18 protein-coding genes and 1 pseudogene are annotated in these 23,241 nt (G+C 67.8%); 10 read left to right on the top strand and 9 right to left on the bottom strand.

The features are described from left to right. Nucleotides 1–4: 4 nt before the first annotated feature. Together cysC and cysD are read right to left on the bottom strand one after the other, a co-directional pair. Entirely contained in the window at nucleotides 5–1,855 is a 1,851-nt protein-coding gene (gene cysC / locus A5701_RS26600) for an adenylyl-sulfate kinase (protein WP_067761224.1), read from the bottom strand. Then, entirely contained in the window at nucleotides 1,855–2,784 is a 930-nt protein-coding gene (gene cysD, locus A5701_RS26595) for a sulfate adenylyltransferase subunit CysD (RefSeq protein ID WP_067761222.1), read from the bottom strand. Before cysD ends, cysC begins: the two co-directional genes overlap by 1 nt. A 185-nt stretch (nucleotides 2,785–2,969) precedes the next feature. On the opposite strand from cysD, the gene A5701_RS26590 reads away from it, so the two are divergent. Then, nucleotides 2,970–3,407: a PaaI family thioesterase gene (locus tag A5701_RS26590; protein ID WP_067761215.1), complete on the top strand. Its 438-nt coding sequence runs from the start codon at nucleotides 2,970–2,972 to the stop codon at nucleotides 3,405–3,407. Between the two features lie 3 nt (nucleotides 3,408–3,410). Here the strand turns inward: A5701_RS26590 and A5701_RS26585 are convergent, their stop codons facing one another. Continuing rightward, nucleotides 3,411–3,902, bottom strand: coding sequence for a carbonic anhydrase (locus A5701_RS26585; RefSeq protein WP_067275944.1), 492 nt, complete (start codon nucleotides 3,900–3,902; stop codon nucleotides 3,411–3,413). A 168-nt stretch (nucleotides 3,903–4,070) separates the two neighbouring features. On the opposite strand from A5701_RS26585, the gene A5701_RS26580 reads away from it, so the two are divergent. Genes A5701_RS26580 through A5701_RS26565 form a run of 4 tightly spaced genes read left to right on the top strand, consistent with a single transcriptional unit; the run spans nucleotide 4,071 to nucleotide 9,466 of the window. Further along, nucleotides 4,071–5,048 (top strand): ABC transporter permease, encoded by a 978-nt coding sequence (locus tag A5701_RS26580; RefSeq protein ID WP_067761209.1) that lies wholly within the window; start codon nucleotides 4,071–4,073, stop codon nucleotides 5,046–5,048. Then, on the top strand, nucleotides 5,045–5,971 hold the full coding sequence (locus tag A5701_RS26575) for an ABC transporter permease (RefSeq protein WP_067761207.1): 927 nt from the start codon (nucleotides 5,045–5,047) through the stop codon (nucleotides 5,969–5,971). The genes A5701_RS26580 and A5701_RS26575 overlap by 4 nt, the downstream gene beginning before the upstream one ends. After that, complete coding sequence (locus A5701_RS26570; RefSeq protein ID WP_067761205.1) at nucleotides 5,968–7,806, top strand: ABC transporter ATP-binding protein; 1,839 nt, start codon at nucleotides 5,968–5,970, stop codon at nucleotides 7,804–7,806. The genes A5701_RS26575 and A5701_RS26570 overlap by 4 nt, the downstream gene beginning before the upstream one ends. 25 nt (nucleotides 7,807–7,831) lie before the next feature. Then, entirely contained in the window at nucleotides 7,832–9,466 is a 1,635-nt protein-coding gene (locus A5701_RS26565; RefSeq protein WP_067761202.1) for an ABC transporter family substrate-binding protein, read from the top strand. On the opposite strand, the gene A5701_RS26560 is transcribed toward A5701_RS26565, so the two are convergent. The 4 genes from A5701_RS26560 to A5701_RS26545 form a co-directional block, all read right to left on the bottom strand. Continuing rightward, complete coding sequence (locus tag A5701_RS26560) at nucleotides 9,453–10,697, bottom strand: alpha/beta hydrolase (protein ID WP_067761201.1); 1,245 nt, start codon at nucleotides 10,695–10,697, stop codon at nucleotides 9,453–9,455. The two genes, A5701_RS26565 and A5701_RS26560, sit on opposite strands and share 14 nt — an antisense overlap. An 85-nt stretch (nucleotides 10,698–10,782) precedes the next feature. Beyond that, complete coding sequence (locus A5701_RS26555) at nucleotides 10,783–13,398, bottom strand: ATP-binding protein (RefSeq protein ID WP_067761200.1); 2,616 nt, start codon at nucleotides 13,396–13,398, stop codon at nucleotides 10,783–10,785. Further along, the gene (locus A5701_RS26550; protein WP_067761199.1) at nucleotides 13,395–14,546 is read right to left on the bottom strand and encodes an exonuclease SbcCD subunit D; all 1,152 of its coding nucleotides are present in this window, start codon (nucleotides 14,544–14,546) and stop codon (nucleotides 13,395–13,397) included. Before A5701_RS26550 ends, A5701_RS26555 begins: the two co-directional genes overlap by 4 nt. 491 nt (nucleotides 14,547–15,037) lie before the next feature. Continuing rightward, nucleotides 15,038–16,240, bottom strand: coding sequence for a cytochrome P450 (locus A5701_RS26545; RefSeq protein ID WP_067761196.1), 1,203 nt, complete (start codon nucleotides 16,238–16,240; stop codon nucleotides 15,038–15,040). A 110-nt stretch (nucleotides 16,241–16,350) separates the two neighbouring features. Here A5701_RS26545 and A5701_RS29115 point away from each other — a divergent pair. Next, nucleotides 16,351–16,522 (top strand): annotated as a pseudogene (locus A5701_RS29115) (hypothetical protein); the annotation flags it as partial. 17 nt (nucleotides 16,523–16,539) lie between these two features. After that, nucleotides 16,540–17,040, top strand: a complete 501-nt coding sequence (locus A5701_RS26540; protein WP_156670285.1) for a histidine phosphatase family protein — start codon at nucleotides 16,540–16,542, stop codon at nucleotides 17,038–17,040. A 1-nt stretch (nucleotide 17,041) separates the two neighbouring features. Here A5701_RS26540 and A5701_RS26535 read toward each other — a convergent pair whose 3' ends face one another. Together A5701_RS26535 and A5701_RS26530 are read right to left on the bottom strand one after the other, a co-directional pair. After that, nucleotides 17,042–17,584 carry a DUF3558 domain-containing protein gene (locus A5701_RS26535; RefSeq protein WP_067761194.1) on the bottom strand — a complete coding sequence of 181 codons (543 nt, stop codon included), beginning with the start codon at nucleotides 17,582–17,584 and terminating at the stop codon, nucleotides 17,042–17,044. Further along, complete coding sequence (locus A5701_RS26530) at nucleotides 17,581–18,138, bottom strand: DUF3558 domain-containing protein (protein ID WP_067761192.1); 558 nt, start codon at nucleotides 18,136–18,138, stop codon at nucleotides 17,581–17,583. The genes A5701_RS26535 and A5701_RS26530 overlap by 4 nt, the downstream gene beginning before the upstream one ends. Nucleotides 18,139–18,321: 183 nt before the next feature. Between A5701_RS26530 and A5701_RS26525 the strand changes: the two genes are divergently transcribed. From A5701_RS26525 to A5701_RS26515, 3 genes are all read left to right on the top strand, one after another. After that, nucleotides 18,322–20,079 (top strand): ABC transporter ATP-binding protein, encoded by a 1,758-nt coding sequence (locus A5701_RS26525; RefSeq protein WP_067761238.1) that lies wholly within the window; start codon nucleotides 18,322–18,324, stop codon nucleotides 20,077–20,079. Continuing rightward, nucleotides 20,076–21,974, top strand: coding sequence for an ABC transporter ATP-binding protein (locus A5701_RS26520; protein ID WP_067761189.1), 1,899 nt, complete (start codon nucleotides 20,076–20,078; stop codon nucleotides 21,972–21,974). Before A5701_RS26525 ends, A5701_RS26520 begins: the two co-directional genes overlap by 4 nt. Nucleotides 21,975–22,270: 296 nt before the next feature. After that, nucleotides 22,271–23,241: BTAD domain-containing putative transcriptional regulator (locus A5701_RS26515; RefSeq protein ID WP_067761187.1), on the top strand; the 971-nt coding region annotated here is incomplete at its 3' end.

The raw sequence follows: 23,241 nt of genomic DNA, 5'->3' as shown, positions 1-23,241 counted from the left end.
TGCGCTAAGCGCGCGATTCGAGCAGATCGACGATGCTCTGCGCCTGCTCCTCGACGCTGAGCTCCGGGGTCAGCCGCAGGTCGGGATTCACCGGGGGTTGATACGGGCTGTCGATGCCGGTGAACTGCGCGATTTCGCCCGCGCGCGCCTTGGCGTACAGCCCCTTCGGATCACGCTGCTCGCATTCTTCGATCGGGGTGTCGCAGAACACCTCGACGAAGTCGAACCCCGCGGCGGCGTGCACATTACGCGCCATCTCACGTTGCTCGGTCAGCGGGCTGATCGCCGGTACCAGCACGACATTGCCGCAGTCGGCGAGCAGCGCCGCCACGTGCGCCAGCCGGCGCAGGTTCTCGGCGCGGTCGGCCATGCTGAATCCCAGGTCGGCGTTCAGGCCGTGCCGCAGGTTGTCACCGTCGAGAACGTAAGCTGCGACGCCCTTTTCGAGGAGCTTCTGCTCGACGAGCATGGCCACCGACGACTTGCCGGAACCGGAGAGCCCGGTGAACCACACCGTCTTGCCCCGCGGCCGGGCTTCGGCCACCTCCGATGACTTGTGCCGCACGGTGTTCGGGCTCGCCGTCTGCGCCGAGACGTCCCGCAACACCATGCCCGCCGCCACGGTGCCGTTGGTGTGCGGGTCGATCAGGATGAACGACCCGGTGCTGGCGTTGCGCGTGTACTCGTCGAGCAGCAGCGGCACCTGCGTGCGCAATGAGATGCGACCGAGTTCGTTGAGCTGCAACGCCGTTGCGGCCTTGTCACGGTGCAGGGTGTTCACGTCGAGCCGGTAGTCCAGCCCGGTCACCCGGGCGCGGGTGGTGCGGGTGGTGTGCTTGATGACGTAGTCCCGGCCGGGCTCGAGCGTCGCGTCGTCGGCCATCCAGCACACGGTCGCGTCGAATTCCTGGGTGACCCGGGGATGGTTGTTGGTGCGGGCGATGAGATCACCGCGCGAGATGTCGATCTCGTCGGCCAGGCTGATCGAAACCGCCATCGGCGGAAACGCCTCTTCCACTGGACCATTCGGCCCGTCGATGGCGGTGATCCGAGTGGTCTTGCCGATCGGCAGGACGACGACTTCGTCGCCCGGACGCATGACCCCGCTGGCCACGGTGCCCGCGTAGCTACGGTGGTCCTGATGTTCGCGGGTGTGCGGCCGGATGACGTACTGAACGGGGAACCGCACGTCGACCAGGTTGCGGTCGCCGGCGATGTAGACCTCCTCCAGGTGCGACAGCAGCGCGGGGCCCTCGTACCAGGGCGTCTGGTCCGACTTGGTCACCACGTTGTCGCCGTGCAGCGCGGACATCGGGATGGTGGCCACGTCGTGCACATCGAGGCGCGCGGCGAACGCGTGGAATTCGTCGCGGATGGCCTCGAATTTCTCTCTGTCCCAGCCGATCAGGTCCATCTTGTTGACGGCAAGCACGATGTGCTGGATGCCCAGCAGCGAGGCCAGGAAGGCGTGCCGGCGAGACTGCTCCAGCAGTCCGTGCCGGGCGTCGACGAGCACGATCACCAGCTGGGCGGTTGACGCGCCGGTCACCATGTTGCGGGTGTACTGGATGTGGCCCGGGGTGTCGGCGATGATGAATTTCCGCTTGGGCGTGGCGAAATAGCGGTAGGCTACGTCGATCGTGATGCCCTGCTCGCGCTCGGCGCGCAGACCGTCAGTCACCAGCGCGAGGTCGGTGTAGTCGTGGCCGCGCTCCTTGGACGTCTGCTCCACCGCCGCCCATTGGTCCTCCATGACGGCCTTGGAGTCGTAGAGCAGGCGGCCGATCAGCGTGGACTTGCCGTCGTCGACGGAACCCGCGGTGGCCAGGCGAAGCAGCGTCGTCGGTGTGGCCATCAGAAGTACCCCTGCCGTTTGCGGTCTTCCATGCCGGCCTCCGAGATGCGGTCGTCGGCCCTCGTGGCGCCGCGTTCGGTCAGCCGGGACACCGCGGTCTCGGCGATGACCTCATCCACCGTCGAGGCCTCCGATTCCACGCATCCGGTGCAGGTCACGTCGCCGACGGTGCGGAACCGCACCGTCGCTTCGAACACCGGCTCGTCGTCGCGCGGGTGCATGTGCCGGTCGACCGCGAGCAGCATGCCGTCGCGGCGAAACACCTTGCGGCGGTGGGCGTAATAGATCGAGGGCAGCGCGATGTTCTCCGCGCCGATGTAGGACCAGATGTCGAACTCGGTCCAGTTGGACAGCGGAAAGGCCCGGATGTGCTCGCCCTTGTGGTGCCGGCCGTTGTACAGGTTCCACAGCTCGGGGCGTTGCGCCTTCGGGTCCCACTGGCCGAACTCGTCGCGGAAGCTGAACACCCGTTCCTTGGCCCGCGCCTTCTCCTCGTCCCGGCGGGCCCCGCCGAACGCCGCGTCGAACTTGTTCTCCCGGATCGCGCGCAGCAGCGTCACGGTCTGGATCGGGTTGCGCCCCTGCTTCGGCTCGACGACGCGGCCCGCGTCGATGTCCTCCTGGACCGAGGCGATCACCAGGCGCACGCCGTGTTCGGCGACCAGTTCGTCGCGCGTCGCGATCACCTCGTCGAAGTTGTGCCCGGTGTCGACGTGCATCACCGGGAACGGCAACCGCCCGGGGCGGAACGCCCGCAGCGCCAGGTGCAGCATGACGATCGAGTCCTTGCCGCCGGAGAACAGCAGCACCGGCCGCTCGAACTCGGCGGCCACCTCGCGGATGATGTGGATCGCTTCGGCCTCGAGCGAGCGCAGGTGGCTCAACTCGTACTGGCCGGCGGCGGGACCCGCCTTCAGATCGCTGGTCATGGCTTCCTCGGTTAAACCTGGTAGAGTCGGTCAAGTTTGGCAGTTTTGCCCTCTATAGCATCAGTTCGTGGCGACGGTTGTCAAGTGGGCGCCGCTCATGGCGCGGACGACGCCCATCCGACGCATCGGGTCAAGACCGGCGGTGACCCTTTTCCGGCCGATGCCCGATGCGAAAGCATGAACGGATGACCTCCGACTCCGCACCCGCCGGCCCGCCACCGAGCGGCCGCGACGTCATCGCGCAGTTCCTCCCCCAATCGCCGTTCGTCGCGAAGCTGGGCATCGTCGCCGACCGGCTCGACGACCACGAGGTGCGCCTGCGGCTGCCGTGGGACCCCTCCAACGTGACGATCGGGGACATGGTGCACGGCGGCGCGATCGCCACCCTCGCCGACGTCACCGTCATGGCGGCGGCATGGTGCGGCGCGCAGGCACCCCCCGACCTTCGGGGCGTGACGGTGTCGATGGCGCTGGACTTCATGGCGCCGGCCCGGGCCGGCGACGTGATCGGCGTGGGCCGGGTGTTGCGGCGGGGCCGGTCGCTGGTCAACTGTGAGGCCGAGATCGTCGACGCGCACGGCAAACTCGTGGCGAAGGCCCTCGCCACCTACAAGGTCGGCTGAGCGCTATGCCTTGATTTCCTGGAGCTTCCCCGTCGCGACGTCGAAGACGAATCCGCGCGCGGACTCGTGTTTGGTGACGAACGGGCTGTTCTCGATGCGGCGCAACGACTGCCGGACGTCCTCGGCGACGTCGGGAAAGGCTTCGGCCGCCCACGCCGGCTTGACGCCGGTCTCCTCTTGAATGGCCCGCTTGAAGTCGTCGTCGGTGAAGGTGAGCATTCCGCAGTCGGTGTGGTGGATAAGGATGATCTCCCGCGTTCCCAGCAGCCGCTGACTGATGGCCAGCGAGCGGATGACATCGTCGGTGACCACGCCGCCGGCATTGCGGATGACGTGCGCCTCGCCCTCGTTGAGACCCAGGGCGCGGTAGACGTCGAGGCGGGCGTCCATACAGGCGACGACGGCGACGTGCTTGGCGGGCGGCATCGGCAGCGGACCCTGGAATGTGCTGGCATATTGCGCGTTGTTGGCCAGGTAATCCTCGGTAACCGTCACGTCAGCCTCCTCGGGAGTGTCGCAGCACCGCGGTGGATGTTAACAACGGGCCACCGAATATTGACGCATGAAAATCAGCCCGATCACAAGGATCCGGTCGGCGCACCCGGCCGGTACGGGCCCGGCTCGTTAACCTGTCCCAATGCGAGACGGGCGGTGCGGTCGGGGATGATTCGTTTCTTGGCGCGCCGGTTGCTCAACTATGTCGTGCTGCTGGCCCTCGCCTCGTTCCTGACGTTCTGCCTGACGTCGGTCGCATTCAGGCCGCTGGACAGCCTGTTGCAGCGCAGCCCGCGGCCGCCGCAGTCCGTGATCGACGCGAAGGCCCGCTCCCTCAATCTGGACAAGCCCATACCGATCCGCTACGCGCAGTGGGCCTCGCACGCCGTGCGCGGCGACTTCGGCAAGACCATCACCGGACAGCCCGTCGGTGCCACGCTCTGGCGCCGGGTCGGCGTCACCCTGCGGCTCCTGGTCGTCGGATCGCTGGCGGGCACCGTCCTGGGCATCGCGGCCGGGGCCTGGGGCGCCATCCGCCAGTACAGACTCAGCGACCGCGTCGTCACGATGGTGGCGCTGCTGGTGCTGAGCACCCCGACGTTCGTCATCGCCAACCTGCTGATCCTTGCCGCGCTGCGGGTGAACTGGGCTCTGGGCGTGCACCTTTTCGACTACACGGGGGAAACCTCGCCCGGCGTGAGCGGCGGCGTCTGGCATCAGCTGGTGGACCGGTTGCGGCATCTGGTCCTGCCCACGCTCACGCTGACGCTGGCGGCCGCCGCCGGATACAGCCGTTACCAGCGCAACGCGATGCTCGACGTCCTGGGCCAGGATTTCATCCGCACCGCGCGCGCCAAGGGGCTCACCCGCCGGCGTGCGCTGGTCAAGCACGGACTGCGCACGGCGCTCATCCCGCTGGCCACCCTGTTCGCCTACGGGGTCGCCGGGCTGGTCACCGGCGCGGTGTTCGTCGAGAAGATCTTCGGCTGGCACGGCATGGGCGAATGGCTGGTGCAAGGGATCGCGACGCAGGACACCTACATCATCGCCGCGATCACGCTGTTCTCCGGCACGGTGGTGTTGCTGGCGGGTCTGCTCTCGGACGTGTTCTACGCGGCCCTCGATCCGCGGGTGCGGGTGTCATGACATCCGAGGCCAAAGTGGATGGCGCCCAGGGGATTCCGACGCCAAAGGCCGCGGAGTTCACCTCGCGCCGCACCCTGGTGCTGCGCAGGTTCGTGCGCAACCGGTTGGCGGTCGCGTCGCTGACGTTGCTCGTGCTGCTGTTCGTCGGCTGCTACGCGCTGCCTGCGGTGCTGCCGTACTCCTATGACGACCTCGACTTCGACGCGTTGTTGCAACCACCGAATTCCCGGCACTGGTTGGGCACCAACGCGCTAGGCCAGGACTTGCTGGCGCAGATCCTGCGGGGCATGCAGAAGTCGATGCTGATCGGTGTCTGCGTGGCCGTCATCTCGACCGGCATCGCCGCCACCGTCGGTTCGGTCGCGGGCTACTTCGGTGGCTGGCGGGACCGGGCGCTGATGTGGTTGGTTGACCTGCTGCTGGTGGTGCCCAGCTTCATCCTGATCGCCATCGTCACACCGCGGACCAAGAGCTCCGCCAACATCCTGATGCTCGTCTTGCTGCTTGCCGGATTCGGCTGGATGATCAGCTCGCGCATGGTGCGCGGCATGACCATGAGCCTGCGCGAACGCGAATTCATCAGGGCCGCAAGGTACATGGGCGTGTCCAGCCGCCGCATCATCCTGCGCCACGTGGTCCCCAACGTGGCCTCCATCCTGATCATCGACGCCGCCCTCAACGTCGCCTCGGCCATCCTGGCCGAGACCGGGCTCAGCTTCCTCGGGTTCGGCATCCAGCCGCCGGACGTCTCGCTGGGCACGTTGATCGCCAACGGCACCCAGTCCGCGACGACGTTCCCTTGGGTCTTCCTGTTTCCGGCGGGCGTGCTGGTGTTGATCCTGGTGTGTGCCAACGTGACCGGGGACGGCCTGCGCGACGCGCTCGACCCCGGCAGCGGCATGTTGCGGGGTGGTGCCCGGTGAGCGCGCTGCTGGAGGTCACCGACCTGGCCGTCAGCTTCCCGACGGACGGCCAACCGGTGACCGCGGTCCGCGGCATCAGCTATCGCGTCGCCCCCGGCGAAGTCGTGGCCATGGTCGGCGAATCCGGCTCGGGCAAGTCGGTTTCGGCGCTGGCGGCGGTGGGCCTGCTGCCCGAGTACGCGCGGGTGCGCGGCTCGGTGCGATTGCACGGCACCGAGTTGCTCGGCCTCGGCGACGACGCGATGTCACGCTTCCGCGGCAAGACGGTCGGCATGGTGTTCCAGGACCCGATGTCGGCGCTGACGCCCGTCTACACCGTTGGCGACCAGATCGCCGAAGCGATCGAGATCCACCAGCCGCACGTGGGCAAGAACGCCGCGCGCCGGCGCGCGGTGGAACTGCTCGAGCTGGTCGGCATCGCGCAGCCGGAACGGCGCGCCCGCGCGTTTCCGCACGAGCTGTCCGGCGGTGAGCGACAGCGGGTGGTGATCGCGATCGCGATCGCCAACGACCCGGACCTGCTGATCTGCGACGAACCCACCACCGCGCTGGACGTCACCGTGCAGGCGCAGATCCTCGAGGTGCTCAAGACGGCGCGCGACATCACCGGCGCCGGGGTGCTGATCATCACCCACGACCTGGGTGTGGTCGCCGAGTTCGCCGACCGGGCGCTGGTGATGTATGCCGGCCGCGTCGTCGAATCGGCGGGGGTGCATGATCTCTACCGCGATCGCCAGATGCCCTACACCGTCGGGCTGTTGGGTTCGGTGCCGCGGCTCGACGCGGTGCAGGGCACCCGGTTGGTGCCCATCCCCGGCGCGCCGCCGTCGTTGGTGAGTCTGGAGCCGGGCTGTCCCTTCGCTCCGCGCTGCCCCCTGGTCGTCGACGAGTGCCGCGCGGCCGAACCCGAGTTGCTGCCGGTCGGTGTGGATCACCGGGCGGCGTGCATCCGCACCGACCAGGTCAACGGGCGCACCGCCGCGGACATCTACGGTGTCAACACCTCCGCACGCGGGGTGACGTCCGGCGACTCGCCGGTGATCGTCCGCGTGCGCGATCTGGTCAAGACGTTCCAACTGACCAAGGGGGTGGTGTTGCGCCGGACCGTCGGTGAGGTCCGCGCGGTCGACGGCGTCAGCTTCGAACTGCGGCAGGGCCGCACCCTGGGCATCGTCGGCGAGTCCGGTTCCGGCAAGTCGACCACCCTGCACGAGATCCTGGAACTCGTTGCGCCGCAATCCGGCTCGATCGAAGTCCTCGGCGCCGACGTCGCGACCCTCAGCGCGTCGCACCGGCGATCCTTGCGCCGCGACATCCAGGTGGTGTTTCAAGACCCGGTGGCCTCACTGGACCCGCGGCTGCCCGTGTTCGAGCTCCTCGCCGAACCTTTGTCAGCCAACGGCTTCGGTAAGGACGAGACCAACGCGCGCGTCGCCGAGCTGCTCGACATCGTGGGGTTGCGCCGCGCCGACGCCGCCCGCTATCCCGCCGAGTTCTCGGGGGGTCAGAAGCAGCGCATCGGCATCGCGCGGGCGCTGGCACTGCAGCCGAAGATCCTGGCGCTCGACGAGCCGGTCTCCGCTCTCGACGTCTCCATCCAGGCGGGCATCATCAACCTGCTGCTCGACCTCCAAGAGCGGTTCGCCCTGTCGTACCTCTTCGTCTCCCATGACCTTTCGGTCGTCAAACACCTCGCGCACCAGGTGGTGGTCATGCATGCCGGCACGATCGTGGAACAGGGCGACAGCCGGCAAGTGTTCGGCAACCCGCAGCACGAGTACACCCGGCGACTGCTGGGCGCGGTACCCCAACCGAATCCGGGCAAACGTGTCTAGGCGGGTCACGACGGCGCTCGTCGCGATGGCGCTTGTCATCTCCGGATGCTCGCCGGCCATCAACTTGGCGCCGCAAACCGGCCAGCACGCCCAGATCGGCAGCACCAGCGATATCAACCCGCAAGACCCCGCCACCCTGCAAGACGGCGGTAGCCTTCGGCTCGCGCTCAGCGACTTCCCGCCCAACTTCAATGTCCTACACATCGACGGTAATTCGGCCGAGGTCGCCGCGATGATGAAGGCCACCCTGCCGCGAGCGTTCATCCTCGGCGCCGACGGATCGACCACGGTCGATACCGACTACTTCACCAGCGTCGAACTCACCGGCACCGCACCGCAGGTGGTGACCTACACCATCAACCCCCGGGCCGTGTGGTCCGACGGCACTCCGATCAGCTGGGAAGACATCGCCAGCCAGATCCACGCTCTCAGCGGCGCCGACAAGACATTCGAGATCGCCGGCCCCAGCGGCGCCGACCGCGTCGCGTCGGTCACCCGGGGTGTCGACGACCGGCAGGCCGTGGTCACCTTCGCCAAGCCGTACGCCGAGTGGCGCGGCATGTTCGCCGGTAACGGCATGCTGTTCCCCAAGAGCATGACGGCCACACCCGAGGCGTTCAACAAGGCCCAACTCTTGGGACCCGGCCCGTCGGCCGGCCCCTTCATCGTCACGTCGCTGGACCGCACGACGCAGCGAATCGTGTTGTCCCGCAATCCGAAATGGTGGGGCGCCCGCCCACGCCTGGACAACATCACCTACCTGGTGCTGGACGACGCCGCGCGGCTGCCCGCGCTGCAGAACAACACCATCGACGCGTCCGGCGTCGGCACCGTCGACCAGCTGACCATCGCGCAGCGCACGAAGGGAATCTCGATCCGCCGCGCCCCCGCCCCGGCGTGGTCCCACTTCACGTTCAACGGCGCGCCCGGGTCGATCCTGTCCGACAAGGCGCTGCGCATCGCGGTGTCCAAGGGCATCGACCGGCGCACCATCGCCAAGGTCGTCCAATACGGACTCACCAGTGATCCGGTGGCGTTGGGTAACCACATCTATGTCGCGGGCCAGAAGGGCTACCAGGACAACAGTTCTGTGGTCCCCTACGACCCGGACGCCGCCCGGCGGGAGCTTGACGCCCTGGGCTGGAAGCAGGGCGGCCAGTTCCGCGAAAAGAACGGCCGCCAGCTGGTCATCCGCGACCTGTTCTATGACGCCCAGGGCAGCCGGCAGTTCGCCCAGATCGCACAGCACAGTCTGGCGCAGATCGGCGTCAAGCTCGAACTGGTGGCCCGGTCCGGCAGCGGGTTCTTCACCAACTACATCAACGTCGGGGATTTCGACATCGCCCAATTCGGTTGGCTCGGAGACGCTTTCCCGCTTTCGTCGCTCACCCAGATCTACCTGTCGACCGGCGAGAGCAACTTCGGCAAGATCGGCAGCCCCCAGATCGATGAGGCCATCGAGCGGACGCTGGAAGAACTCGATCCGGACAAGGCGCGGGGCCTGGCCAACGACCTCGACAAGCTCATCTGGGCCGAGGGGTTCAGCCTGCCGCTGACCCAATCCCCCGGCGACGTCGCCGTGCGCAGCACGCTGGCCAATTTCGGCGCCGCCGGTCTCGGCGACCTGCGCTACACCGCCATCGGATTCATGCGCGGCTGATCCCGCGACGCAGCCGCGCCGGGATAGGCAGGGCGCCCTCCACGGTCGCGGCGACCCCGATCGCCTTCCACAGCAGCCGCAGCTCGGGACGCGCCGGAAGGGCGTCGAGCGCAGGCGCTCTCGCCGCGAGCGCGTCGATCTCACCCCGCCACACCGCTCGGGCGATGGCAATCGCGGCGGGCTCGCGGAAGTCGAGCGCGCTGTGCGCCATGGTGGGCAGCTTCAGCAGCACCACGTTGGGCAGCAGAGCCGCCTCGCGCTCGGCGACCGCCGGCGGGGTGATCAGATCGCGGCCGCCGGAAACCACCACGGTAGGCCAGCCGAAATGCGGCATCTCTGCCACCAGGTCATAGGGCTCGTCCTCGAAAGTGGCTGTCTCCGTGCGTGCTTCGCGTTCCGCCACGGCGGGGTCGAGCGGTAGCCCGTCGGGTTCGGCGGCGTAGTTCAGCTCGCGGAACGCGATGCGGCTCACCAGGTCTTCCTCGTAGCGGTACGGCAGGTTGCTCAGGGTGGCGAACCGGGACAGCGCCCACCACAGCAACTTTCGGCCGTCCAGCAGCAGGTCGAGTTGTCGCTCCAGCAGCTCGGCTCCGCCGTAACCGTAGATCGTCGCGACCACCTGGGTGGCCGCCGCCGTCATCACGCCGGCGTCGACGAGTTTGCGCATTTTCGGTGCCAGCGCGGCCGTTTCGGGGCTGTCACCCCTGAGCAACAGCCTGCGAATCGCGCGGCGGACGATCACGATGTCGTGCCGCGACAGCAGCGGCGAATCGAGGATCATCGCCCGCACCCGGCCCGGATGGCGCACGCCGAACCCGGAGGCGATGTAGGTGCCGTACGACGCACCGTAGATGACGGCGGTCTCGACGTGGGCATCGTCGAGTACGGCGGCGATGTCGTCGACGACCTGGTTCACGGTGATCGCCTCGGGAGGCAGATCCGCACCGGAGTCGTCGTGCCGCGACATGCCCACCCCGCGGTGTTCGATCATGATGACGTCAAGGCCGGCCGCGGCCGCGCGGCGCCGCAGCCCCTTGTACATCTGCACCGACGCCACCCCGGGACCGCCCGGGATGATGACCAGCGGGTGCGCCGACTTGCGGCCGGTGCGCACGTAGTACAGGTCGAATTCTTCGCTAGTCTCCGGCGAGATCGGCCGGCGCACAGGCCGGACACCGGGCAACGCCGCGAGCTTCTCCTGCACCCGCCGCCGTTTAGCGTTCATCGTCATCGGTGTCGGCCCGCCATGACACCATTCTGCCGGGCCTGCGGGCGGCCACCGCGTCCGGTGTGGTCGACGCAGCTCAGCGCCGGTGCTAGGCGCTGAGATCGATGCGGTGAGCGCCCTTGACGCCGTCGTACCGGTCGGGACTGCAGGTGAGGACGATGACCTGCCCGTGAGTGCCCACCGTGTCGAAGACCTCCCCCATTTTTGCCAGCCGATCGGGGTCGGTGAACCCCAACGCGTCGTCGACGACCACCGGAACGGCGTCCTGCTTGGCGACCAGGGCGGCGCCGGCCAGCCGCGCCAAGATGCCGAGTTGCTCCTTGGCCCCACCCGACAGCGAGTCGTAGGGCACCGTGATTCCGTCGAGCGTGCGGCTGCGAATGCAGAGGTCGCTGTCGATCTCGACCTCGAACGTGGGACCGAACACCGGGCGACCCAAGCGCTGCAGTTCCGCGCGGTAGGGCTCGACGTACCGCTGCCGGGTGGTGTCGCGGTGACGCGTCATGACCGAGCGCAGCAGGCGCGCCGCCCTGGCCCGGCCGCCGACGCGGATGTGCTCACTGGCGGCGTGTTCGCGTTCGGTTTCCGCGGCGTCGAGCTTGCCCTGGCGGCCCTCGCTGCCCATCACCGACAGTTCGATGGTGATCTCGCGCAACGCGCGGGCGGCCTCTTCGTAGCGCTCGCGCAGTTCTTCCGTTTCCTTTACGGCGGCGCGCAATTCGGCGTTCACCGAGTCCGGGCTTGCCGCCGCGAGTTCCGCGGCGAGCTCGGCATGCCGACGTTCGGCGGCGAACGCGGCCCGCAGCGCCGTCTCCGCCGCCGACGCCAGTTCGTCGTCGCCGGCCGACGCCCGCTCCTGGGCCAGCCGGTCGGTGGCCGCGTCGAGTTCGCAACGCTGGTTCTTCAGCGCGTCCTCGAGAACCGTTGCGCGGGTTGCCAGCTCGGTGAGCCGGGCAGTGACGGCGGTGGCGATCCGGCGTCGGTCGTCGCACTCGGCGATCGCGGCCTGGCCAGCCGCCTGAAGCGCTTCAAGCTCGTCGCGGGCGGCTCCGATGCCCGTAGCCGCGCTGTCCGCCGGTTGCGCGGAGCGCAGCTGCGCGAGGTGCGAACGCAGCTCGTCGACCTCGTCGTCCCCGCACAGGCCGGTCAGGGTCGCGGTCAGTTGGTCGCGGCTGCCCTCCAGTTCGCGGCGACGCTGATCGGCGGCCCTGGCCGTGGCCAGGTCGGCCACCCGCGCCTCGGCCAACGCGGCGGACAGCTCCTCTTGCGCCGCAGCGTGTTTCGCCTGGACATCGAGGGTGGTTGCGCCGGGAGTGATCCACGCGGTCAGGACGCCGGGGACTTCGACCGCGGTGGGCCCGGTGGTCGTGATGGACCAGGTTTGGCCTTCGGACAACGCGACCCGTTCGCCATCGATGGACAGCTCGATGTCCGCGGCGGCGGCGAACTCGACCGCCGCCGACGTCGACGCCAACTGGTCGCCGATGCGATCGACCGCGGACGCGGCCGTCTCGATCCGGCGCAGCTGCTGCTCGGTGAGCGCGATCTCGCCGAGTTCCGCGGACACCTGCTCGCAGTCGCGCTGGATCGCGTCGATCTTCGCCAACCGGGCGCTCAGCCGATCGGCCTCCTCGCGGTCGGCGAGCTGAGTGACGGTGCGGCGGGCGGATTCGGCGCGGTGATGCAGATCCGCGACGGCCTCGGCGGCTTGCCGGGCGGCGGCCTCGGCGGCCTCGGCCTCGGCCCGCGCCGCCGCGCGCGCGTCGGCGGCCGCTTTCGCTTGTGCCTCGGCAGCCACGACAGCCGCTGTGCGGGTAGCGATTTCGGCGAGAAGCTGCAGACGTGAGGTGCGGGCCGTGGTGGCCGCCGCGCTAGTAGCCGCCGCGGCGGTCGCGATCAACTCGGCCTCGCGTGCTTGCCCCGTGAGTTCGGCGACCTTTTCCGCGGCCTGCTGCGCGGCGGTGAGCCGGGGGCGCGCGGCGATGCGCTGCTGGGACAGGTCGGCCACCTGTTGCGTCAGGGCCGCGTGCCGACCCACCCGCTCGTCGACCTCGGCGACCGCCGCCGCGCACTCCGCGACCGCGGCCTCGGCGTCGGCCAGGCGGGTGATCGCCGCGGCCCATTCCCCGGTGGGACGCCCCGTGGGGGTGAAGTAGCGTCCGTATTCCGCGTCGATGCGTTCGATGAGCAACGGCTCGGTGCCCGACAACGCCGCGGCGTCGCCGGCCGCCACGTCGAGCGCGCGCGACAGGGCGTCGCAACCGGAGAGATCCACCGCGGCGGTCGACGCCGACTGCAGCACCCGCTGGGCGTGCCACAAATCGCTGTCCACCGTCTCGGCCAGCATCGCGCGGACCCGTTCGTGCGCCTCGTCGCCGGTGAGCTGCTCGCGGTGCGGCGACTGGATCGTCAGCTCGGTTTCGCATTTCTTGTGGAACCGCTTGCGATAGGTGAAACGATAAGGGCCGCAGCTCAATTCGGCGCTAACCTCGGATCCGACGTCACTGTGGGTGGGCTTGACCTGCTTGACTTCCTTCTTCGTCGAGCGGTCCCGGGACTCCAGCAGCAGATCGAGGGCCTCGATCATCGACGACTTGCCGATCTCGTTGGCGCCGCACAGCACGACGACACCGTGGTCGGGAAATTCGATCTCCCGGTGCGCGATGCCGCGATAATTCGTCAGGGTCAGGCGGTGCAACTTCATGCGGCGCCCCGGTCGGTGAGGCGTAGCAACAGCGCCAGCGCCGCCTGCGCGTCGGCGGCAGCATCGGAGGCTGGCTCGCGCGCGGTCGCCACCAGCTCGTCGACCGCCGCGGCGGCGAATCCCCCGATACCCAGATCGCTGAATTCGCCGTCGGCCGGGATTACCGCCAGATCGGTGCGGCGTTCCCACAGGCCGAGCCAGGCATACAACCGCGCGTACTTGTCGAGACAGGCATCCAGCGCCGCCCGATCGGTGACCGTCAGGGATCCGGTGAGGGCCAAGCGAACCACGGTGCGGTCCTTGTCTGCCATCAGGTCAAGGTTCAGGTCGAGGTCGGCGATGTCACGGCGAGTGTCGACCTGGTGATGCATGGTGACGAAGCGCCACCGGCCGACATGCCGTGATTCCACCGAGGCGGTGCGACGCGGGTCGCTCTCGTCGATCTCCACGACGAGGACATGACCGGGGTCGGATTCCACGTCGTCGAAGTTGGTGACTTCCGGCGAACCGGAGTACCAGATCCGGCCGCTGTCACCGACATTCGTGCGTGAATGCTTGTCCCCCAGTGCAACGTAGTGCACCGTACCGGTCGCCAGCGCGCGGTCGAGGGTGGCCAGGCGGATCAGGGAAAGCTTGTCCCGGTCCGGGTCCAGGACGTCGACCCCGCCGTGCGCGACGAGGATCCGGGTGACCGGTTCGGGCGCGAGGCCTTCGAGAACGTCGGCGACCAGGTCGGTGGTCGGCGCCTTGGATCGCCATGGCGCGGCGACGATCTCCAGCCCGGGCCTGACCCGATGGGCGCCGGCCTGGTCGAGCACCACCACGTTGTCGGGACGTTCGGCGGTGAACAGGGCGCTGGTGTACACCGAGGACGCGTCGAGCGGGTCGTGGTTGCCCGGTAGCAGGTAGACCGGAATCCCGATGGCGCGCATGGCTTCTAACGACTGCCCGACGACCTGCGGGGGAAGCTGATTGTGTTCGAAGACGTCGCCGGAGACCACGACGAACTCGGCGCCCACCTCCGTCGCCAGCGCCCCCAGGCCGGCCACCGCGTCACGCCGGGCAGCCGAGTACCGCGGCTGAGCATCACCGGCGAGAAAGTGCCGGGTCATGCCGAGCTGCCAGTCGGCGGTGTGCAGGAATCGCATGGCGGCGGCTCCCTTTCGGACTCCGTGATTACCAGGGCATCGCGAGCTTAAATCCGCGCACCGACAAGACGCGGGACCTCGCCCGGCAGGTCTCCGAGCGGGTATTTTGCGTCACGGGCAGACCGGCGATCCGCCGGCGCCGATCCTGCCGGCCACCGCGGCCGCCCAGCGTGGGGGGAAACTCGGCGGCGGGTAGGTGCCGTGATCCGCCGGTTCTTCCGACCCCCGCCCGGCTGGGTCGATGCCGCAACCCGCCAGGTCGTCGGGGTCGACCTGGCCACCTACGGAACGACTACCGCCCCGAACAGCCCGCCGAACTCGCCGACTGCCTCACCCCGACGGCTGGTCGATCCACATCTGTCGGAAAGGGTAGTTGGGTACGCCAGGTGGGCGTAGCTAATTTACCCAGGTCACGTCATCAAGACCGAATGTTGAGTCATGGCGCCGCGATTGGTTATTTTTGCGCGGATCAAAGACCAGGCGCGACCTTTTCATGCCAGGACGGCCGGCAAAGTTTCCCAGCCGCGGACTGTCGATGTCGTGGTCATGCGTGCCGCAGACATATCGATGTCCCACTCCGGGAAGCGGTTGAGCACCTCATCGAGCGCCACGCGTCCCTCCATCCGGGCTAACGATGCTCCCAGGCAATAGTGCACGCCAACACCGAAGCCGACATGGGCTCCGGCTTTGCGGTGAAGGTCGAAGACGTCGCCATCGGGCGGGAATTGCCGATGGTCGCGGTTTGCGGCACCGGCGAGCAACATCATGATGCTGCCGGCCGGCACGTGTTGTCCGTAGTAGTCCACGTCGCGTGTGAGGGTGCGCGCGATGTGTGGCGCGGGGGGTTCGAAACGCAGCAGCTCCTCGATTGCGCCGGCAATCAGGCTGCGATCGGCGACCAGCTCCCGCCGCTGCTCGGGGTGCTCGGCCAAAACCTTGCCCGCCCAACCGATTAGCCGGGTCGTTGTCTCGGCGCCGCCCGCGGCGACCAGCGTGATGCAAATCAGCAGTTCCTCGCGGGTCAACCCCCGTCTGGTGCCATCGAGGTCGGTGAATTCGACGCTGAGCAATTCGGTGACCACGTCGTCGGAGGGATGTTCAGCGCGCCAATCGAGGTAGTCGGCGAACAACTGCCCGGTTTCCAGCCCTGTGGACGCGGCTTTCATTTGTCCGCCGGCCTCGGTGTTGACGTGACTTTCGGCGAGGTCAAGGACCTCCTGCCGCATCTCATCGGGAATTCCCAGCAGCCTGCACACGACTCTCACCGGCATCTCGGCACCCAAATTGGCGATGAAGTCAAAGCCCCCGGTACCAACGAACGGATCGAGACTCTCGGCACAGAATTGCCGCGCGGTGGCCTCGACCTCGCGCATTTTGCGTGGCGTGAACATGCGAGAAAGGCTCTGGCGATAGATGTCGTGAAGGGGCGGGTCCTCCATCAGGAACACGCCGGGCGGAATCGGCATGTCAGCCTTGATCAACTCGAGAATGTTTCCCCGCGCAGAGCTGAACGTCTCATGGTCATTCAGCGCCGCATGCACGTCGTCGAATCGGCTCAGCGCGTAGAAGTCGTGTTGGTCGTTGTACGACAGCGGCGCCTCCTCGCGGAGCCGCCGAAACAGCGGATACGGGTCGGCGTTGAGTTCGACATCGTAGGGGTCGTAGAACACCTCACTCGCAGTCTGGACACCCATATGCCTGCAACTCCCTCCAACCGACGCATCCGACCGTTCGTCGGACGGACTACTGGTAAGTCAGGACAGCACGCCACTGCGAGCCGCAATAACCTAGGCACGCACAGCCGTGCTCATCCTCAGACTGCATCGTGCCCGGCTACCTCTCCGAAGTCCACCACGTCACCGACCACGCGAAATCCCGGCGCACCGACAACGACGGCCGACCCCGCACCAACACCTTCCACCACCGGAGAAAAACTCCTCCACGACGACGACGACGATGACGACGACGCCGCGTAGGGGTTAGCGTGACTCCCGTGGAAGACCAGCGCACGTTGTTGTTGATGCGTCACGCGAAGTCTGACTACCCGCCCGGCGTCGCCGACCACGAGCGGCCTTTGGCGCCGCGAGGAATTCGCGAGGCCGGCCTCGCGGGCGACTGGCTGCGCGCCAACGCCCCGGCCATCGACGCCGTGCTGTGTTCCACCGCGACGCGGACCCGGCAGACGTTGGCCACCACGCGTATCGACGCCCCGGTGCGGTACAGCGAGCGGCTCTACGGCGCGACCCCGGGCACGATGATCGAGGAAATCAACGCCGTGAGCGAGGAAGTCGGGACGCTGCTTGTCGTCGGTCACGAGCCGACGATGTCCGCGGTGGCACTCGGCCTCGGCGGTGCCGGCACCGATGTTGCCGTGGCGGAACGGATTTCGATCAAGTTCCCGACGTCGGCGATCGCCGTGCTGACGGTCACGTCCGGATGGAAGGGCCTCGAACTCGGCCGCGCCGCGCTGATCGGGTTCGAAATCCCGCGCTGACTCAGGAGTTCGTAGCCAGCGTCAGCTCCATCAGCTTGAGCGCCTGACCGCACGCGTCGATGCCGGGCGCCTGGGGGTTGACCCACCAGCCGACCACGCCGGCCGCGTCGCTGGCCACCCCGCACGCACCGTTCGGGTCGTCCGGGCGCATCACGATGGAATCGATCCCCGCGATGTTCCGCGTCTCGACCTTGTACTTGAGGAAATCGGCGACCTTGCGCTCGTTGCTCAGGCTGCCCTGCTCGAACCAGAACCGGGTGATGTCGATCAGGCCGGCCGGGTTGGCCGCCTGCCACCGGCAGATCGCCCCGACGAAGGTGCTCTGAATGTCGAGCGGATCCGCGCCCACCGTCTTGGCGAGGATGTCGCTGGTGAGCACCTCGCACTCCTTGAGCAGGTTCGGATACTGCTGCTGGGAGTTGTTGTTACGCGTCGGACCGCCGGCCTTCACGGCGTTACCGGCGACGGACCTCGAACATCCGGTCAACACGACGAGCGCGGTGATCAAGACGGCGCCAATGGCGCGGACGCTGCTTCTGCTCATTTGGAGTTCGCAATCGACTGGCGCGCCAATTCCTTGGCTATGTCGCACGGCGGCGGGAACGGCTTCTGACTGAAGCTGATAGACCATTCGATGAAGTCGTCCTGGAATTGGATGCCCACCTCGCACAGCGAGTCACCCAGATTGGGCTCGTTCCCGATGGCGATGAAGCCGCCGTGGCCATTGATGTTGATGTCGTCGACGCTCGCGCGCGACAGCTCCTCGGTCTTGCGTTCACGCCCGATGGGACTGCCGCGATACCAGGAGAACGAAAAGTGCGGGCCGAGGATGCCGCCACCGGCCAGCCACTGGCAACCGACGGAGTTCCGGGCGGTGTTGATCAGGCCGGTCACCTTGGTCAGCTCCGCCACGGTCTGATCGTTGATGCCGCCGCACTGGGGAAACATCGGCCCGTGGTGGCCCTCCGAGTTTCCCGGCGCCGTCGACGACGTCGCGCCCGGTTTGTTGCTCCCGGAATCCGAGCACGCCGCAACCGTGGGGATCAGGATCGCCAAGGCTGTCGCCGCAACGGCCAGCGCCCTCGAGTTACGCCGCACCGCTACCCTGCTTCTTCTCAGCCTGCTGCCGGTCCACACGATGCACTGTAGCGGCAGCTCAGCAGGTCAACCACCGACGCGCCTGAGCAGGCGTTTCAGTCGCGTCACCGCATGCGGCGGCCGAGTTAGCCCATCCGGCGGTTGCTGGCGGCCGCGGGACGCGCCGTGTGCGACAGTTACGAAATGCTCCTGGCACTGCTGCGCCAGTACATCCGGCCGTACCGGCGGCTGGTCGCGGCGCTGATGGTGCTCCAGCTGATCAGCACGCTGGCATCGCTGTACCTGCCGACGGTCAACGCCGCCATCATCGACGAGGGCGTCGCCAAGGGCGACACGGCCACCATCGTCAGGCTCGGCCTGGTGATGCTCTCGGTCACCGGCCTGCAGGTGTTGTGCGCGATCGCGGCGGTGTACTTCGGCTCGCGAACCGGCATGGGCTTCGGTCGCGACCTGCGCGCCGCGATGTTCGAACACGTCACCACCTTCTCCGAACACGAGACGGACCGCTTCGGCGCGCCCACGTTGTTGACGCGCAGCACCAACGACGTCCGCCAGATCCAGTACCTCGTTCAGATCTCGAGCACCGTGCTGGTCACCGCGCCGATCATGTGCATCGGCGGGATCGTGATGGCCATCCACCAGGAGGCGGCGCTGACCTGGCTGCTGCTGGTCAGCGTTCCCATCATGGCTGTGGCCAATTACTGGGTGATGTCGCACATGCTCCCGCTGTTCCGCAGGATGCAGGGCCTGATCGACGGCATCAACCGGGTGATGCGCGACCAGCTGTCCGGCATCCGGGTGGTGAGGGCGTTCGCCCGCGAAGGCTACGAGCGGGAGCGGTTCGGCCGGGCCAACGCCGCGCTGTCCGATACCGCGCTGACCGCCGGCAACTGGCAGGCGCTGATGCTGCCGGTGACCACGCTGACCGTCAACGTGTCCAGCGTCGCGCTGATCTGGTTCGGCGGGCTGCGCATCGATCGCGGCCAGATGCAGGTCGGGTCGCTGACCGCGTTCCTGGCGTACTTCACCCAGATCCTGATGGCGGTGTTGATGGCGACCATGACGCTGGTGGTGCTGCCCCGAGCCTCCGTCTGCGCCGAACGGATCACCGAAGTTCTTTCGACCGAGGCCGCCGTCGACGACCCGCGGAGCCCGGTGTTCCCGCGCGGCGGGATCACCGGAATGGTGCGCCTGGCGGGCGCGACATTCACCTATCCGGGCGCCGACAGGCCCGTCCTGCAAGACATCTCGCTGACCGCGCGGCCCGGCACCACCACCGCCATCGTCGGCAGCACCGGCTCGGGCAAGTCGACGCTGGTGTCGCTGATCTGCCGGCTCTACGACGTCACCGGCGGCGCCGTCCTGGTGGACGACGTCGATGTCCGCGATTACCGCACCGAGCGGCTCTGGTCCGCGATCGGGCTGGTTCCCCAGCGCGGCTACCTGTTCTCGGGGACCGTGGCGGACAACCTGCGCTATGGCAAGGCGGACGCGACCGACGACGAGATGTGGCAAGCGTTGCGCGTGGCCGACGCCGACGGGTTCGTGCGCGCACACGATGACGGGCTCAGAATGCGAGTGGCTCAGGGCGGAATCAACTTCTCCGGCGGTCAGCGGCAGCGACTGGCCATCGCGCGGGCGGCCATCCGCCGACCGGCCATCTATCTCTTCGACGACTCGTTCGGCGCGCTCGACGTGCACACCGACGCGCGGGTGCGCGAATCGCTGAAGCGGATTACCGGTCAGTCCACCGTCATCGTTGTCACGCAACGGGTTTCGACCGCCGCCCAGGCCGACCAGGTGATCGTCGTCGACAGCGGGAGACTGGTCGGCACCGGCACGCACGAATCGCTGCTCGCCGACTGCGCCACCTATGCCGAGTTCGCCGACTCCCAATCGGTCAGCGCCGTCCGATCGGGCCAAGTCGGGGGCGCGCCATGACCGTGACGGCCACTCGCGGCTTGACCCCGGCCCCGGCCGGACGCTCCCGCGACTTCTGGGGTTCGGCCGCCCGGCTGGTGAGACGGCTTGCGCCCCAACGCCGGCTGAGCATCGCGGTGATCAGCCTCGGCGTAACCGGCACGGTGATCGGGGTCGTCGTTCCGCGAATCCTCGGCCACGCCACCGATCTGCTGTTCAACGGCGTCATCGGACGTCAGCTCCCCGCGGGCATCACCAAGGCACAGGCGGTCGCCGCGGCCAGGGCCAGGGGCGACAACACCTTCGCCGACCTTCTCTCGGGAATGAGCGTGGTGCCGGGCAGAGGCGTGGACTTCGCCGCGGTGGCACGAACCCTGGTGCTGGCGTTGGGTTTGTATCTCGCTTCCGCGCTGCTGATCTGGGCGCAAGCGCGCCTGCTCAACGTGACCGTGCAGCGCACCATGGTCGCGCTGCGTTCCGACGTCGAGGACAAGATCCACCGGCTGCCGCTGTCGTACTTCGATGGGCGCCAGCGCGGCGAGCTGTTGAGCCGGGTGACCAACGACATCGACAACGTGCAGTCGTCGCTGTCCATGACCATCAGCCAGCTCGTCACGTCGGTGCTGACCATCGTCGCCGTGCTGGCGATGATGCTGTCCATCTCGCCTCTGCTGGCCCTGATCGCCGTGGCGACGGTGCCGCTGTCGCTGGTGGCCACCCGCGCGATCGCGCGGCGCGCGCAGCGCCTGTTCGTGGCCCAATGGACGAGCATCGGTCGCCTCAACGCCCACATCGAGGAGACGTACAGCGGCTTCACGGTGGTCAAGACGTTCGGCCATCAGGCCGCCGCGCGCGAACAGTTCCGCGACCACAACGACGACGTCTACCGGGCCAGCTTCGGCGCGCAGTTCTTCTCGGGACTCGTGGCACCGGCGACGTCGTTCATCGGCAACCTGGGCTACGTGGCCGTCGCCGTGGTGGGCGGCCTGCAGGTGGCCACCGGCCACATCACCCTGGGCGGCATCCAGGCCTTCATCCAATACGTCCGGCAGTTCAACGCCCCGCTGAGCCAGGTCGCCGGGATGTACAACACCCTGCAGTCCGGCGTGGCCAGCGCGGAGCGGGTGTTCGATCTGCTCGACGAGCCCGAAGAAACGGCGGACCCCGAACCGACCGCCGACAGCGGGGCCACACATCGCGCCGGACGAGTCGAGTTCGAACACGTGACCTTCGGGTACCGCCCGAACACCCCGGTGATCCACGACCTGTCGATGGTGGCCGAGCCGGGCAGCACGGTGGCGATCGTCGGGCCGACCGGGGCCGGCAAGACCACGCTGGTGAACCTGCTCATGCGGTTCTATGACGTCGACTCCGGTCGGATCCTGGTCGACGGTGTCGACATCACCACCGTCAGCAGGCAGTCGCTGCGCTCGGGGATCGGCATGGTCCTGCAGGACACCTGGCTCTTCGACGGGACGATCGCGGAGAACATCGCCTACGGGCGGCCCGGGGCCGGCGCGGACGAGGTGGTGCGGGCCGCGCAGGCGGCTTATGTCGACCGGTTCGTGCACACGCTGCCCGCCGGCTACGAGACCCGAGTCAGCGGAGGCGGCGGCAACATCAGCGCGGGCGAGAGGCAGTTGATCACCATCGCGCGGGCGTTCCTCGCCCGGCCGCGGCTGCTGATCCTGGACGAGGCGACCAGCTCCGTCGACACCCGCACCGAGGCGCTCATCGCCCGCGCCATGTCCGAACTTCGCCGCGACCGTACGAGTTTCATTATCGCGCACCGCCTTTCGACGATCCGGGACGCCGACCGCATCGTCGTGATCGAGGCCGGCCGGATCGTCGAACAGGGCAGCCACGCCGAGCTGCTGGCCCGGCGGGGCGCCTACTACGCCATGACCAGGGCCTAGTCCGACGCGGGGGTCGCTGTGACGTCACGTTGAGAATTTATTGAGGCAACGAAAAGGCCAAGATCGGAACCTTGTCCGCCTTGTGCGTGTTCGCCTGAGCGCCAGACCCGTTCGCGACAGGCGCCCCACGTCCTTGTGGCGGGGAACGCTTTTCATCACCCGCGGTGCGATCAGCGCCCAGCCGTCGAACACGCACAATTCGCGGGTCACTACCGAAATCGCAGGGATTGATATCACAATGGCAAGCTAGGACATCTCAAAGGTGCGCTGCGCAGGACCGGAAGGACCGATAGGCGATGGTGGACAAACGTCTCGAACTCGGTCTGCTCGGACCGTTGGAGATGAGTGTCGACGGCAGCCTGGTGGCCTTGGGCACTCCCAAACAGCGGGCGGTGCTTGCCATGCTGTTGATGAACCACAACAGTCCGGTCGGGGTCGACCGGCTCATCACGGCCCTATGGGACGACGAGCCGCCGTCGGGGGCACGGGCCAGCATCCATTCGTATGTGTCCAATCTGCGCAAGCTGCTCAGCACCGCCGGCATCGACCCTCGGGTGGTGCTGGCGGCGGCGCCGCCGGGATACCGGCTCAGTATCGCCGAAAACGCTTACGATCTCGGACGCTTCATCGCCGAAAAGACCGCGGGTGTACACGCCGCAGCCACCGGCAAATTCGAAGACGCCAGCCGGCACCTGGCGACCGCGTTGGCGGAATGGCGCGGACCGGTGCTCGAGGACTTGCGCGAGTTCCAGTTCGTCGACACCTTCGCCACTTCCCTTGTCGAGGAAAAGATTCTGGTCCACGGCGCGAAGGCAGAGGCCGAAATCGCGTGCGGGCGTGCGTCCGCCGTGATCACCGAACTGGAGGCGCTGACCGCCGAACACCCCTATCGCGAGCCGCTGTGGGCGCAGTTGATCACGGCTTATTACCTCACCGACCGCCAATCCGACGCCCTGGCCGCCTATCGACGCGTCAAGACGACGCTCGCCGACGACCTGGGAATCGATCCGGGCCCGACGCTGCGGTCGCTCAACGAGCAGATCCTGCGGCAGGAACCGCTGGACGTGAAACGAACCGCCAAGACCGCCGCCGTCGACACGGTGACGGTGCTCGAACAACACACCATGGTGTCCGGGCAGAAGGCGATCGCTTACCTGCACGAGACGTCGGGACGCAGTTATCCGCTGCGAGCGGCGGCGACCCGGATCGGGCGGCTCCCGGACAACGACATCGTCCTCGACAGCCCGAAAGTCAGCCGCCACCACGC

The organism is Mycobacterium sp. E3305 (genome assembly GCF_001666785.1).
Lineage (GTDB): Bacteria > Actinomycetota > Actinomycetes > Mycobacteriales > Mycobacteriaceae > Mycobacterium.
This window is presented reverse-complemented; position numbering and strand designations above follow the sequence as displayed.